Origin of the sequence: Agromyces hippuratus (assembly GCF_013410355.1) — a bacterium.
GTDB lineage: Bacteria > Actinomycetota > Actinomycetes > Actinomycetales > Microbacteriaceae > Agromyces > Agromyces hippuratus.
Window position 1 is genome coordinate 1,030,898 of sequence record NZ_JACCFI010000001.1, and the last position, 14,472, is coordinate 1,045,369.

At 69.9% G+C, this 14,472-nt stretch carries 11 protein-coding genes; 10 read left to right on the forward strand and 1 reads right to left on the reverse strand.

Annotated features, from left to right (window positions below; all coding sequences use genetic code 11):
* Positions 1-70: 70 nt before the first annotated feature.
* The 10 genes from BJY17_RS04990 to BJY17_RS05035 all read left to right on the forward strand — a co-directional run bounded on the left by BJY17_RS04990 (position 71) and on the right by BJY17_RS05035 (position 13,641).
* The gene (locus BJY17_RS04990) at positions 71-946 is read left to right on the forward strand and encodes a hypothetical protein (protein WP_179550382.1); all 876 of its coding nucleotides are present in this window, start codon (positions 71-73) and stop codon (positions 944-946) included.
* A gap of 121 nt (positions 947-1,067) precedes the next feature.
* Positions 1,068-3,635: an aminopeptidase N gene (pepN, locus tag BJY17_RS04995; protein ID WP_179550383.1), complete on the forward strand. Its 2,568-nt coding sequence runs from the start codon at positions 1,068-1,070 to the stop codon at positions 3,633-3,635.
* Positions 3,636-3,750: 115 nt separating this feature from the next.
* Complete coding sequence (locus tag BJY17_RS05000; RefSeq protein ID WP_179550384.1) at positions 3,751-4,662, forward strand: ABC transporter ATP-binding protein; 912 nt, start codon at positions 3,751-3,753, stop codon at positions 4,660-4,662.
* Entirely contained in the window at positions 4,659-5,513 is an 855-nt protein-coding gene (locus tag BJY17_RS05005) for an ABC transporter permease (protein WP_179550385.1), read from the forward strand. The genes BJY17_RS05000 and BJY17_RS05005 overlap by 4 nt, the downstream gene beginning before the upstream one ends.
* Before the next feature lie 10 nt (positions 5,514-5,523).
* Positions 5,524-6,864 (forward strand): sensor histidine kinase, encoded by a 1,341-nt coding sequence (locus BJY17_RS05010; RefSeq protein ID WP_179550386.1) that lies wholly within the window; start codon positions 5,524-5,526, stop codon positions 6,862-6,864.
* Entirely contained in the window at positions 6,861-7,547 is a 687-nt protein-coding gene (locus BJY17_RS05015; RefSeq protein ID WP_179550387.1) for a response regulator, read from the forward strand. Before BJY17_RS05010 ends, BJY17_RS05015 begins: the two co-directional genes overlap by 4 nt.
* A gap of 44 nt (positions 7,548-7,591) precedes the next feature.
* Positions 7,592-10,264 (forward strand): aminopeptidase N, encoded by a 2,673-nt coding sequence (pepN, locus tag BJY17_RS05020; RefSeq protein WP_179550388.1) that lies wholly within the window; start codon positions 7,592-7,594, stop codon positions 10,262-10,264.
* Positions 10,265-10,275: 11 nt separating this feature from the next.
* Positions 10,276-11,385 carry a mechanosensitive ion channel family protein gene (locus BJY17_RS05025; protein WP_179550389.1) on the forward strand — a complete coding sequence of 370 codons (1,110 nt, stop codon included), beginning with the start codon at positions 10,276-10,278 and terminating at the stop codon, positions 11,383-11,385.
* Positions 11,382-11,846 (forward strand): globin, encoded by a 465-nt coding sequence (locus tag BJY17_RS05030; protein ID WP_179550390.1) that lies wholly within the window; start codon positions 11,382-11,384, stop codon positions 11,844-11,846. Before BJY17_RS05025 ends, BJY17_RS05030 begins: the two co-directional genes overlap by 4 nt.
* 106 nt (positions 11,847-11,952) lie before the next feature.
* Positions 11,953-13,641 carry an FAD-binding dehydrogenase gene (locus BJY17_RS05035; protein ID WP_179550391.1) on the forward strand — a complete coding sequence of 563 codons (1,689 nt, stop codon included), beginning with the start codon at positions 11,953-11,955 and terminating at the stop codon, positions 13,639-13,641.
* 120 nt (positions 13,642-13,761) lie between these two features.
* Here the strand turns inward: BJY17_RS05035 and BJY17_RS05040 are convergent, their stop codons facing one another.
* On the reverse strand, positions 13,762-14,442 hold the full coding sequence (locus tag BJY17_RS05040) for a hypothetical protein (protein ID WP_179550392.1): 681 nt from the start codon (positions 14,440-14,442) through the stop codon (positions 13,762-13,764).
* Positions 14,443-14,472 lie beyond the last annotated feature (30 nt).

Genomic DNA, 14,472 nt, shown 5'->3' on the forward strand with positions numbered 1-14,472 from the left:
ATTCTGGGGGCCGCGGGCACCGCTGCAACGGCGGTAGGCTCGCGAGCGCCCTCCCGGGAAGCGAGGTCGCATGCTGCTGATGATCGTGTGCGGCGTGCTGCTCATCGGCGGGGTCGCCCTCACCGCGATGTGGTCGGGCGAGCGCCTCGTCGAGCCGCCGGCCCCTTCGGCCCTCCTCACCGCCCGCACGGCGACACCTGAACCAGCGAAGCGGATGCCGCGGCACCTCGCCGGCCTCAGGGTGTACGTCTGGTGGGCGACCGTCTTCACGGTGCTCGGCACCGTCTCGGGCCTCATGATCACCGGCGCCGGCGGGCGGCTCATCATGCGGCTGCTCGCCGAGACCTCGCCTGAGGCGACCGGCAGCATCACCGAGGCGCTCGCCCGGGTCGGTGACATCACGCTCGACGGAACCGTGTCGTACCTCATCTTCGGCGCCCTGCCCTCCGCGTTCGCCTCAGCCGCGCTGTACCTCCTCGTCGCGCCCTGGCTCCCGCCGGGTCGCCTCGGCGGGCCGACGTTCGGCGCACTGCTGCTCGTGACCGTCGCACCGTTCGTCGAGCCGCTCCGCACCTCGAACTTCGACTTCGCGATCGTCGGGCCCGGCTGGCTGGCCCTGCTGCTGTTCGCCGCGCTCGCCGTGCTGCAGGGTGCGTTCCTCGCGGCGCTCGCCGGCCGCCTCAGCCGGAGCCTGCCGCTCCTCACCCGCGATCGGTGGCTCGTCCCGGTGTCGCCGCTCCTCGCGGCGGTCGTGCTCGTGCCCGTCGGCGTCGTGCTCGCGGTCGGAGCGCTCGTGGCGTTCATGTTCCCGCGCGCGCTGCCGTGGATCCTCGCAGCCCGCGCCTCACGGCCCGGGGTGCTCGCAGGCCGGATCCTCCTCGCCGTAGCGGTGATCGTGTCGCTGCCCGCGTTCATCGGGGCGGTGGTCACGATCGGGCAGCGCTGAGCCGCGGCATCCTCTCGCCTGCTCATCGCCGCAGGTCCGTGACCGTAACCCGCCCGCGGGCTAGGCTGATGCACGTTGCCTGCGGCCACGAGCCGCGTCGATGACTGCCGAAGGAGCAGACGTGCCCGGAGAGAACCTCACCCGAATCGAAGCCGAGGAGCGTGCTGCGCTCGTCTCGGTGCGCGACTACGACGTCGTGCTCGATGTCACCACCGGTCCGGAGGTGTTCAGCACCCAGACGACCGTGCGGTTCACCGCGACCGCGGGTGCGTCGACGTTCATCGACGCCATCACGGCGACCGTGCACTCGGTCACCCTGAACGGTGTCGCGCTCGACCCCGCCGAAGTGAGCGACGGCGTGCGCATCCAGCTGCCGAACCTCGCCGCCGAGAACGAGCTCGTCGTCGTCGCCGACGGCCGCTACATGAACACCGGTGAGGGCCTGCACCGCTTCGTCGACCCCGCCGACGGCGAGGTCTACCTCTACACCCAGTTCGAGGTGCCCGACTCGCGTCGCATGTTCGCCGTGTTCGAGCAGCCCGACCTGAAGGCCGAGTTCAAGTTCACGGTCACCGCGCCGTCGCACTGGCAGGTCATCTCGAACCAGCCGACGCCCGAGCCCGAGCTGCACCCCTCCGGCCGCCGCGCCGACGACGTCTCGACGGCCACGTGGGCGTTCGAGCCGACGCCGCGCATGTCGAGTTACATCACCGCGCTCATCGCGGGCCCCTACGACGTCGTGCGCGACGAGCTCACGAGCTCCGACGGGCGGGTCATCCCCCTCGGCGTGTTCAGCCGCAAGAGCCTGTCGCAGTACCTCGACGCCGACTACATCTTCGAGAAGACGAAGCAGGGCTTCGAGTACTTCGAGGCGAAGTTCGACGTGCCGTACCCGTTCGCGAAGTACGACCAGCTCTTCGTGCCCGAGTACAACGCCGGTGCCATGGAGAACGCGGGCGCGGTGACCTTCACCGAGGTCTACGTGTTCCGCTCGAAGGTCACCGACGCGATCAAGGAGCGCCGGGTCGTCACAATCCTGCACGAGCTCGCGCACATGTGGTTCGGCGACCTCGTCACCATGAAGTGGTGGAACGACCTGTGGCTGAACGAGTCGTTCGCCGAGTGGGCGTCGACGATCGCCACCGCCGAGGCCACCGAGTGGCACCACGCCTGGACGACCTTCAACTCGATGGAGAAGAGCTGGGCGTACCGCCAGGACCAGCTGCCGTCGACGCACCCGATCGTCGCCGAGATCCGCGACCTCGAAGACGTGCTCGTCAACTTCGACGGCATCACCTACGCCAAGGGCGGTTCGGTGCTGAAGCAGCTGGCAGCCTGGGTCGGCATCGAGGCGTTCTTCACGGGCGTCTCGGCGTACTTCAAGAAGCACGCGTGGGGCAACACGACCCTCGCCGACCTGCTCGGCGAGCTCGAGGTCGCGAGCGGCCGCGACCTGTCGGCCTGGTCGAAGCTCTGGCTCGAGACCGCGGGCGTCAACACCCTGCGCCCCGAGATCGCGACGGATGACGCGGGCACGATCACTGCCTTCACCGTGCTGCAGTCGGCGCACCCCGACTACCCGACAATCCGCCCGCACCGCGCCGCGATCGGCTTCTACAACCTCGTCGACGGCGCGCTCGTGCGCGAGCACCGCGTCGAGCTCGACATCGACGGCGAGCGCACGGATGTCGCCGAGCTCGTCGGCCTCGCACGCCCCGACCTCGTGCTCCTCAACGACGACGACCTCGCCTACGCGAAGATCCGTCTCGACGAGGCATCGCTGCAGGTCGCACTGGGGAACCTCTCGAAGATCGAGGACCCGCTCGCCCGCGCCCTCGTCTGGAGCTCGGTGTGGGATGCCGTGCGCGACGCAGAGACGAGCGCGAGCGACTACCTCGAGCTCGTGCTCGGCAACATCGCGAGCGAGACCGAGTCGACGACGCTGCGCATCATCCTCGCGAACGCGCAGCTCGCGGCGAGCGCGTACGTCGCTCCCGAGCACCGCTCTGACGCACGCCGTTCGCTCGCCGACGGGTTCTGGCAGCTCGCGCAGCAGGCTGCGGCCGGCAGCGACGCCCAGTTCCAGTTCGTGAAGGCGTTCGCCTCGATCGCCGAAGCCGGTTCGCACGTCGACGCCCTCGCCGGGCTCTTCGACGGCTCGATCACGCTCGACGGCCTCGACATCGACACCGACCTCGGCTGGGAGCTGCTCATCGCACTCGTCGCCGCAGGCCGGGCCGGCGATGCCGAGATCGACGCCCGTCTCGAGTCCGACAAGACGGCCACCGGCCAGGAGTCGGCCGCGCACGCTCGTGCGGCGACGCCGACCGCCGAGGGCAAGCAGCGCGCGTGGGCGTCGGTCATCGACGTCGACACGGCGACGAACTCGGTCGTGCGCACGACCGCGACCGGCTTCGTGCGGGCCGACGACCAGTCGCTGCTGACTCCGTTCATCGAGCGCTACTTCGGCATGCTCGACGGCATCTGGAAGAGCCGCAGCTACGCGATCGCCGAGAAGCTCGTCGACCTGCTCTACCCGGCGCCGCTCGCCAACCGCGCACTCGTCGAGGCCAGCCACGCCTGGCTCGCGGCGAACGCTGATGCGGCGCCCGCGCTGCGCCGCCTCGTGGTCGAGAACGTCGCCGGTGTCGAGCGCGCACTCGCCGCGCAGGCGCGCGACGCGCAGTAGCACTCGGCACGACCGCTCAGGGCGGGTCGGCATGGTACTTCGGTACCATCCCGGCTCGCCCTGAACCATTCTTCAGGCGGATGTCCCGGCGCCGCCCGATCCCTAGCCTTGAAACATGATCACGGCAGAAGGGCTCGTCAAGCGCTACGGCGCGAAGACCGCCGTCAACGACATCAGCTTCACCGTCCGCCCCGGGCAGGTCACCGGGTTCCTCGGCCCGAACGGCGCCGGCAAGTCGACCACGATGCGCATGATCGTCGGGCTCGACCGTCCGAGCGAGGGTCGCGTCACCGTCAACGGCAAGCCGTATGCCGCGCACCGCGCGCCGCTGCACGAGGTCGGCGCCCTCCTCGATGCGAAGGCCGTGCACACCGGCCGCACCGCCTACAACCACCTGCTCGCGATGGGCGCCACGCACGGCATCGGCGCGAGCCGAGTTCGCGAGGTCATCGAGATGACCGGCCTCGAATCGGTCGCCCGCAAGCGCGTCGGCGGCTTCTCGCTCGGCATGGGCCAGCGGCTCGGAATCGCCGCTGCGATGCTCGGCGACCCGTCGACGCTGATCCTCGACGAGCCGGTCAACGGCCTCGACCCCGAGGGCGTGCTGTGGGTGCGCCAGTTCGTGCGCCACCTCGCGTCCGAGGGCCGCACGATCTTCCTCTCCTCGCACCTCATGAGCGAGATGGCACTCACCGCCGACCACCTCATCGTGCTCGGCCGGGGCGAGATCATCGCCGACGCCCCCGTCGCCGACATCATCGCCGGTGGCACGCGCCCTCGCGTGCTCGTGCGTTCGCCCCACTCCTCGCAACTCGCCGACCTGCTCGCCGCCCCCGAGGTCGCGGTCATCCGCTCCGAGGCGGGCGTGCTCGAGGTGACGGGAGTCGCGGCATCCGGCATCGGAGACCTCGCCGCGCAGCACGGACTCTCGATCCACGAACTCACCCCCCTCAGCGCATCGCTCGAGGAGGCCTACATGGCCCTGACCGCCGACGCGGTCGAATACCGCACGGAGGCAGTCCGATGACCACGATCACCCCGCCCCTCGCGCACCCTTCGCAGCGCGCTCGCTCCACCTCGCTGTCGTTCGGCGGCGTGCTCCGGTCCGAGTGGATCAAGCTGCGGAGCCTCCGGTCGACCACCTGGTCGTACCTCATCGTCATCGCGATCTCGCTCGGCATGGCGCTCATCATGTCGCTCAGCATGGCCAGCGGCATGAACGGCGGAGCGGATGCCTCGAGCATGCCCGCCGCCGAGCAGGTCTCCCTCGTCATGCAGTCCTCGGTGTTCGGCGCCTTCTTCGGTCAACTCGTGGCGGGCGTGCTCGGTGTGCTCGTCATCAGCGGCGAGTACACGACGGGCATGATCCGCTCGACGCTCACGGCCGTGCCGAAGCGGCTGCCGGCCCTCGCCGCCAAGGCGGTCGTGCTGTTCGTGGCGACCTTCGTCATCGGGCTTCTCGCCAACCTCGGCGCGTTCCTCGTCTCCTCGGTGGTCTTCGCGGGCATCGACGTCTCGGCGAGCATCACCGACTCCGCGATCTACCTGCCGCTCCTCGGCGGCGCGCTCTACCTCGCGCTCATCTCGGTGTTCGCTCTGGGTGTCGGCACCATGATCCGCAGCAGCGCGGGTGGTATCGCCGCGGTCCTCGGACTCATCCTGCTCGTGCCGACGGTGCTGCAGATGATCCCCGCCGAGTGGGCGCACGACCTCATTCCCTACCTGCTCTCGAGTGCCGGTCTCGGCATCTTCACCTCGACGACGGCGGAACCCGCCGACGACGCGCTCGGCGCCTGGCTGAGCCTCCTGATCGTGCTGGCATGGGTGGGGGCATCCATCGCCGGCGCCGCGGTGCTCCTCAAGCGACGGGACGCGTAGAGTCCAGTCCATGACGGAAGCACCCATCTCCCCCGGCTACCCGGCTTCGGTAGTCGGGGGAGAACTTCGTCTGCCGAAGCCACCGGGCGTGATCCGGCAGTTCTGGGCGCGGCATCCGTGGCTCACGGACTCGCTGATCACGGCGCTGTACTTCGTGCCGACGTTCTTCGGATCCATCGCGACGCTGTTCGTCCCCGCCCCACCGCCCGCGTGGATCGCCGTGGCGCAGCTCGTCGCCATCGCCGTGGCCGCCGCTGCGATCCTGCTCTTCCGCCGGCGACGACCGTGGCTGCTCGTCATCATCGCCTGGCTCGTCTGCCTCGTGGTCTATCCCTTCGGGTCCACCGACGTGTTCCCGTTGCTGCTCGCCCTCTACGCACTCGCGGTGTACGGCTCGACACGCTCGGCCTGGATCGGGTTCGGCGGATCGGTCGTCGTGACAACGGCCTCCTCGTACATCGCCGTCTGGGCGCACGCGAGCGACACCGTGGCACCGTTCGGCGCCAACGCACCGGCATCAGCTTCGCAGTTCACGGTGCTGCTGCTGATCGCGACCCTCATCGGCGTAACCGTCGGCAACCGACGCCGGTACCTGAACGCCCTGATCGCGCGGGCGCACGACCTCGCCCGCGAACGCGACCAGCAGGCGCAGCTCGCGACGGCTCTCGAGCGCTCCCGCATCGCCCGCGAGATGCACGACATCGTCTCGCACAGCCTCACCGTCATGGTGACGCTCGCCGACGGCTCCGCGGCGACGGCCGGCCGGGATCCGGAGCGCGCCGCCGAGGCGATGAGGCACGTCGCCGAGACAGGCCGGGTGGCCCTCGCCGACATGCGTCGCATGCTCGACGTGCTGGCCGAACCCGCCGAGGCGGCCGCAGGCCCCGAGGAACTCGCACCGCAACCGGGCATGGCAGCCCTGCCCGTGCTCGTGGAGCGATTCCGCACCGCTGGGCTGCCCGTGAAGCTGACGACCGTCGGGCCGCCGATCGTCGACCCGAACCTGCAGCTGACCGTCTACCGCATCGTGCAGGAGGGGCTCACCAACGCCCTGCGATACGCCGCGACCGCGCACCGCGTCGACGTCACCGTCGAGCACGTCGAGGGCAGGGTGCGGGTCGACGTGATCGACGACGCAGCCGTCGCCTCGACCTCTGCGCTCGGCAGCGGCGGCAAGGGGATCGTGGGCATGCGCGAGCGGGTCGCCCTGTACGGAGGCACGCTCGAGGCCGGCCCCGGCAGCGCACGAGGCTGGCGACTGCACGCCGAACTGCGAGACGAAGCACCCCCGTCGTCTGCGCCGCCCGCACCGACCGCATCGCCCGCGCCAAACACCGAGGACCCCGAATGAGCAGCGACCGAACTCCGATCCGCGTCGCCATCGCCGACGACCAGTCGCTCGTCCGCGCCGGGCTCCGCATGGTGCTCGAAGCCGAGCCCGACCTCGTCGTCGTCGGCGAGGCCGCCGACGGGCGCGACGCGATCGACCTCGTCGAGTCCACAGACATCGACGTCATGCTGATGGACGTGCGCATGCCCGAGGTCGACGGCATCGCCGCGACCGAGTCGATCGTCGCCGGCGGGCGAGCCACCCGCATCCTCGTGCTGACGACGTTCGATCTCGACGAGTACGCCTTCGCCGCGATCCGTGCAGGTGCCAGCGGGTTCCTGCTGAAGGACTCCCGGCCCGCCGAACTCGTCGGTGCGATCCGCACGGTGCACGCCGGCGAGGCGGCACTCGCACCGCGGGTCACCCGCCGCATGATCGAGCTCTTCGCGGGCGAACTGCCCGGCACCGCGACGACGAGCGCAGCGCCGGGTCTCGACACCCTGACCCCCCGCGAGCGGGAGATCCTCATCGCGATCGCCGAAGGCCGGAGCAACCCCGAGATCGCGGAACAGTTCTTCCTGTCGGAATCGACCGTGAAGACCCATGTCGGCAGGGTGCTGCAGAAGCTCGATGCCCGCGACCGCGTGCAGCTCGTGATCTACGCGTACGAGCATGGACTGCTGCCCATGCCCGGCACGTCGTGAGTCACTAGGCTGTCGAGGCAACGAACCCCCACGGAGGCCCCTGCATGCCCGCTGCCGATCTGACCCGAATCGAAGCCGAACAGCGCGCCCGCGTCGTGCGCTCACCGCGCTACGACGTGCGCCTCGACCTGTCGGGGGCCGGCGGCACGTTCCGCAGCGAGACGCTCGTCTCGTTCGACGCCGAGCCCGGCGCCTCGACCTTCATCGAGGCGTGCACGACCGAGGTGCACGAGATCTCCCTGAACGGCAGCCCGCTCGACGCGGCAGTTGTCAGCGACGGCACGCGCATCAGCCTCTCCGGTCTCGCCGCGAGGAACGAGCTCCGCGTCGTCTCGACGGCGGCGTACACGAACACCGGCGAGGGACTGCACCGGTTCGTCGACCCCGTCGACGGCGCGACCTACCTCTACACCGAATTCGCGGTCGCCGAGGCCAACCGGGTCTTCGCGGTCTTCGACCAGCCCGATCTGAAGGCCTCGTTCACCTTCACGATCACCGCCCCCGCCGACTGGACCGTGCTGAGCAATGCCGCGACACCCGAGCCTGCGCCCGCGCGGGTCTCGACAGGCTCGACCAGCAGTTCTGCGGACTCGACCGGCAGTTCTGCGGACTCGACCGGCAGTTCTGCGGACTCGACCGGCGGTTCTGCGGACTCGACCGGCAGCCCCGCGGTCTCGACGTGGTCGTTCGAGCCGGGCCCGGTCATCTCGAGCTACATCGTGGCGATCGTCGCCGGCCCCTACGCCGCATGGCACGGCAGCGCGCGCAGCGTCGACGGCCGCGACATCCCGCTCGGCGTGCTGACCCGCGCGTCGCTCGCGCAGCATGCCGAACCCGAGGTCATGTTCCAGCTCGTGCAGTCGGGCCTCGCGTTCTACGAGACCGCCTTCGGCGTGCCCTACCCCTACGGCAAGTACGACCAGATCTTCGTGCCCGAGTACAACTGGGGCGCCATGGAGAACGTCGGCGCCGTCACGTTCAACGAGTCCTACCTGTTCCGCTCGCGGGTCTCCGACGCGCGGCGCGAGCAGCGCGCGATCGTCGTGCTGCACGAGCTCTCGCACATGTGGTTCGGCAACTCCGTCACGATGCAGTGGTGGAACGACCTGTGGCTGAACGAGTCGTTCGCCACGTGGGCCTCGACCCTCGCGACCGCGGCCGTCACCGAGTTCACCGGCGTCTGGGCGACGTTCGCGAGCGACGAGAAGACGCACGCCGCCGAACAGGACCAGCTGCCGTCGACGCACCCGATCGTCGCCGAGATCGCGAACCTCGCCGACGTCGAGGTCAACTTCGACGCGATCACCTACGACAAGGGCGCCTCGGTGCTGAAGCAACTCGTCGCCTGGGTCGGCCTCGATGCCTTCCAGCGCGGCGTCGGCGCGTACCTCACCGCCCACGCCGGCGGCAACGCCACGCTCCGCGATCTGCTCGACGAACTCGAGGCGGCGAGCGGCCGCGACCTCACGCGCTGGTCGGCGCTCTGGCTCGAGACGGCCGGCGTCAACACACTGCGTGCGAGCATCGACACGGATGACGCGGGCACGATCACGGCCGCACGCATCGAGCAGAGCGCAGCACCGGGGCATCCGACGCTGCGCCCGCATCGCCTCGCCCTCGGCTGCTACGAACTCGGCGACGGCGGCCTCGCCCGAACGCACCGCATCGAGCTCGACATCGACGGGGCCGTCACCGAGGTGCCCGAACTCGTCGGCCTCGCCCGCCCGGACCTGCTGCTCGTGAACGACGACGACCTCACCTACGCGAAGGTGCGGCTCGACCCCGCCTCCTTCCGCACCGCGATCGACCACCTCCCCGAGCTCTCCGATCCGGTCTCGCGTGCCGTCGTGCTCGGTTCCGCGTGGGATTCGCTGCGCGACGCCGAGGTGCCCACGATCGACTTCGTGCGCCTCGTCATCGGCAGCATCGGCCACGAGACGCAGTCGGCGGCCCGCGGGCTCGCGCTCGCCCGCCTCGAACTCGCGATCTCGCGCTACCTCGCCGAGGAGCACCGCGACCAGGTCGCCGCAGAGGCCGGGGACGCCGTCTGGGCGCTCGCCGAGCTCGCTGAACCGGGTTCCGACACGCAACTGCAGTTCGTGAAGGGATTCACCCGCGTCGCCTCGACCGCGGCGCACGCCGACGTGCTCGGCAGCCTCCTCGACGGCTCGATCAAGCTCGCCGGGCTCGAGATCGACCTCGACCTGCACTGGGAGCTCGTGGTCGCCCGAGCCACGCTCGGTGCGGCAGCCGACGACGAGATCGACGAGGCGCTCGCGCGGGACGACACCGCCAAGGGCCGGCTCCTCGCCGAGACCGCGCGTGCCGCTCGCCCCGACCAGGCGGTGAAGGATGCCGCGTGGCGCAGGGTCGCCACGGACGCCTCGCTGTCGAATGATCTCGCACGCGCGATCGCCGACGGCTGGCAGCGCACCGCGCAGCCCGAACTGCTCGCGACGACCGCGAGCGAGTACTTCGCGATGCTGCAGGAGGTCTGGGCGAGCCGGAGCTTCACGATGGCCTCGCTCATCGTGAAGCGGCTGTATCCGGCGCCGCTCGTCTCGCCGGAGCTCGCCGTCATGACGCGCGGGTGGCTCGAGGCGAATCCGGCACCGGCGCCGCTGCACCGACTGGTCTCCGAGCAGCTCGACGAGCTCGAGCGGGCGCTCGCTGCACAGGCTCGCGATGCCAGCGAGCTCTCGGGTGCGGCTCAGTAGACTTTCACACCATGTTCGGTTTCGAAGCGCCCCCTGAGGACAACCCCGTGAGCTCAGACTTCTGGGCGCAGATCGCGACGTACTGGGCCGAGAACTGGGACGTCGTGCTCGGCAAGATCATCTCGATCGTCTTCATCATCGTCTTCGCGTTCCTGATCCGCTGGGTGCTGCACTTCGTCATCGAGCGCGTCGTCAAGCAGATCGTCACCGGCGTCAAGAAGAAGCAGGACGTCACCGACACCCAAGCCCTCCAGGCGTCGCCGCTGGCCGCCGTGCGGCTCGTGCAGCGCACGCGCACGCTCGGCACGGTGCTCACGAACATCGTCAACGTCACGCTCTTCATCATCGTCGTGCTGCTCGTCGTCAACACGATCAACGATGCGATCCTCGGTTCGTTCGCCCTGCTGACGGCAGCTCTCGGCGCTGGCCTCGGTTTCGGTGCCCAGAACATCGTGAAAGACGGACTGAACGGTCTCTTCATGGTCGTCGAGGACCAGCTCGGCGTCGGCGACGTCGTCGACCTCGGCCCGGCCACCGGCATCGTCGAAGAGGTGCGCATCCGCGTCACGAAGATCCGCGACGTCAACGGCACCCTCTGGTTCGTGCGCAACGGCGAGATCCTCCGCGTCGGCAACATGTCGCAGGGCTGGGCGCGGGTGATCGTCGACCTCGCCGTGCCGTACGACGTCGACGTCGACGAGGTCGAGGCGACGCTGCTGCGCACCGCGACCGAGATGGCGCAGTCCACCAAGTGGCGCTCGCGCGTGCTCGAGAAGCCCGAGGTCTGGGGCCTGGAGTCGATCACGGCAGAGGCGCTCGTCATCCGCGTGGTCATGAAGGTGCGCTCCTCGGCGAAGGACGACGTGGCACGCGAGCTGCGCATGCGGCTCAAGCGCGCGCTCGACGAGATGGGCGTGAAGCTGCCGAGTCTCAACAGCGTCGTGCTGGCCGGGTTCGAGGGCGCCACCCGGGTCAAGGGCGCGAAGCCGCCCAAGACCACGCCGAACGCCGTCGTCGCCGCGGGTGACACCGGTGCCGCCGCAGCCCGCGCCGCCGTGAAGAAACCCCGCGCACCCCGCGCACCGAAGCCGCCGGCCCCGCCGGCCGGAGGAGCATCATGAGCGAGCAGCTGCCCGTCGAGGCATCCGGACCCCCGCGTCCTGCGAATGTGCCGCTGCGCGGCACCGAGCACGGCTCTGCGCTCGGCCCGTCGTTCTACGAGACGGTCGGCGGGCGCCCGACCTTCGAGCGGCTCGTCGCGGAGTTCTACCGCGGCGTCGCCGACGACCCGGTACTGAAGCCGATGTATCCCGAAGAAGACCTCGGTCCGGCGGCCGAACGGCTCACCATGTTCCTCGAGCAGTACTGGGGCGGTCCGGGCACCTACAGCGAACAGCGCGGCCACCCGCGGCTGCGCATGCGGCACCAACCGTTCAAGGTGAACCCCGACGCCCGCGACCGCTGGCTCCTGCACATGCGCACCGCAGTCGACTCGCTCGACCTGCCGCCGCTCGCGGAGGAGACGCTGTGGGATTATCTCCAGCGAGCCGCATACGCGATGGTCAACACCTTCGACGAGTAGCCGCACCCGCCCGACCTCACCCGAACACCGCCGCACCACCCGCACGACCACCACTCGCACGACCCGCCCGAACACCACCCGCACCACCCGAGACGAAGGAGTCCTTGTGGCCGCCTCCCCCGCACCCGCCGCGACCGAACGCACCCAGAAGCCGGCCGACGCCATCGTCGTCGGCGCCGGCCTCTCCGGCCTCGTGGCCGCAGCCGAACTCGTCGACGCCGGCAAGCGCGTCGTGATCGTCGATCAAGAGCCCGAAGCGAGCCTCGGCGGTCAGGCGCACTGGTCGTTCGGCGGCCTCTTCCTCGTCGACTCCCCCGAGCAACGCCGCATGGGCGTGAAGGACTCGCTCGAGCTCGCGAAACAGGACTGGGACGGCACCGCCGGATTCGACCGCGAAGACGAAGACGGCTGGGGGCGGCGCTGGGCCGACGCCTACGTCGAGTTCGCAGCGGGCGAGAAGCGCGCCTGGCTGCACGAGAAGGGCGTGCGCTTCTTCCCGATCGTCGGCTGGGCGGAGCGCGGCGGCTACAACGCCATCGGGCACGGCAATTCGGTGCCGCGGTTCCACATCACGTGGGGCACCGGCCCCGGCGTGCTCGCACCGTTCATCGCCAAGGTGAAGGCCGGAGAGGCGGCCGGGCTCGTCGAGTTCCGCCACCGCCACCGCGTCGACGAGCTCGTCGTCGAAGACGGCGCCGTCGTCGGCATCCGCGGCGCCAGGCTCGCGCCGGATTCCGCGGAGCGGGGCGAGTCGAGCAACCGCGACGTCATCGGCGACTTCGAGCTGCGCGCTCCCGCCGTCGTGGTCGCCTCGGGCGGCATCGGCGGCAACCACGACCTCGTGCGCGCGGCATGGCCCGAGCGCCTCGGCACGCCGCCCGAGCACATGCTCTCGGGTGTTCCCGCTCACGTCGATGGACGCATGCTCGGCATCGCCGAGGCATCCGGTGCGCGACTCGTGAACGGCGACCGCATGTGGCACTACACCGAGGGCATCACGAACTGGGACCCGATCTGGCCGATGCACGGCATCCGCATCCTGCCCGGCCCGTCGTCGCTGTGGTTCGACGCGACCGGCAAGCGACTGCCCGTGCCGCTCTTCCCCGGCTTCGACACGCTCGGCACCCTCGAGCACCTCATGACGACCGGGCACGACCACTCGTGGTTCGTGCTCACGCAGAAGATCATCGAGAAGGAGTTCGCGCTCTCGGGCAGCGAGCAGAACCCCGACCTCACCGGCAAGGACCTGAAGCTGCTGGCGCAGAGACTCGGTTCCGGCGCGCCCGGCCCGGTCGAGGCGTTCAAGGAGCACGGCGTCGATTTCGTGGTCGCCGACACGCTCGACGAACTGCTCGACGGCATGCGGGCTCTCTCACCCGAGGCCGAGCTCGACACCGCGAACATCGAGCGCGAGATCGTCGCCCGTGACCGCGAGGTCGACAACGAATTCACGAAGGACCTGCAGCTCACTGCCGTGCGCGGAGCCCGCAACTACCGCGGCGACAAGCTCATCCGCGTGGCGACGCCGCACCAGATCCTCGACCCGAAGGCCGGGCCGCTCATCGCGGTGAAGCTGCACATCCTCACCCGCAAGAGTCTCGGCGGCATCCAGACCGATCTCGACTCCCGTGCCCTCGGGGCGGATGGCGCACCGGTTCCCGGGCTCTACGCCGTCGGCGAGGCATCCGGCTTCGGCGGTGGCGGCGTGCACGGCTACCGAGCGCTCGAAGGCACCTTCCTCGGCGGATGCCTCTTCACGGGCCGCGCAGCAGGGCGCGCGATCGCCCGGGGCTGACGCATTCTTGCGGGTTGAGCCTGTCGAGACTTCTTGCGGGTTGAGCCTGTCGAGACTTCTTGCGGGTTGAGCCTGTCGAAACCGACGCGGCAGGGTTTCGACCGGCTCAACCAGCGGAAGTCAGGCCTTCAGGGTCCAGGGCTTGCGGCGCACGAGCACGTGCCCGCGGCGCGACGAGAGCCGGGTCCACGGACCCGTCTCGAAGAGCTTCACCTCGTCGTCGCCGAGGAAGCCCAGGCTGTACGCGGCGAACGCAGCGCCGGTGGGGAGGTACTCGACGCCTTCGACGCCGCGCCCCCACACCTCGGAGCGCACGCGCTGCACGAGCTGCTCCCCCGTGCCGGCCGGAATCGCCTCGGCGACCTCCTCGATGCCCGCACGTGCCGCAGCCTCGAGCGTCGCGGCATCCGTCGTGCCGAGCGGTCGCCAGCCGCCCCGCGGCGGCGAGATGCCCGCCCAGGTGACCGTGTTGACCTCGGGCGGTCGCGACATCGACACGGGACGCGAGTCGTCGTCTTCGCCGAGCTCGCCTCGTGCACGCACGATGCGCTCGACGAGGGAGCGCATCGGCACGACCGAGTCGAACTCCTCGTCGTCGGCGAGGGCGAACGTGCGCAGGCCCAGCACGGTGGGGCTCTCGTCGAGAATGCCCCGCGGGTACAGGATCGCGGTGTACACGGCGAGGATGCCGGAGCCCGCGATGAGGCGCACCGAACCGTCTTCGACGCGTCCTGCGCGCTGCAGGTAGGTGTGCAGATCTCCGAGCGACAAGCTGTCGGCGAGCGTGAGTTGTTGAGCCATCTCCTGTCTAAACTACCAAGAGAGCGCCGC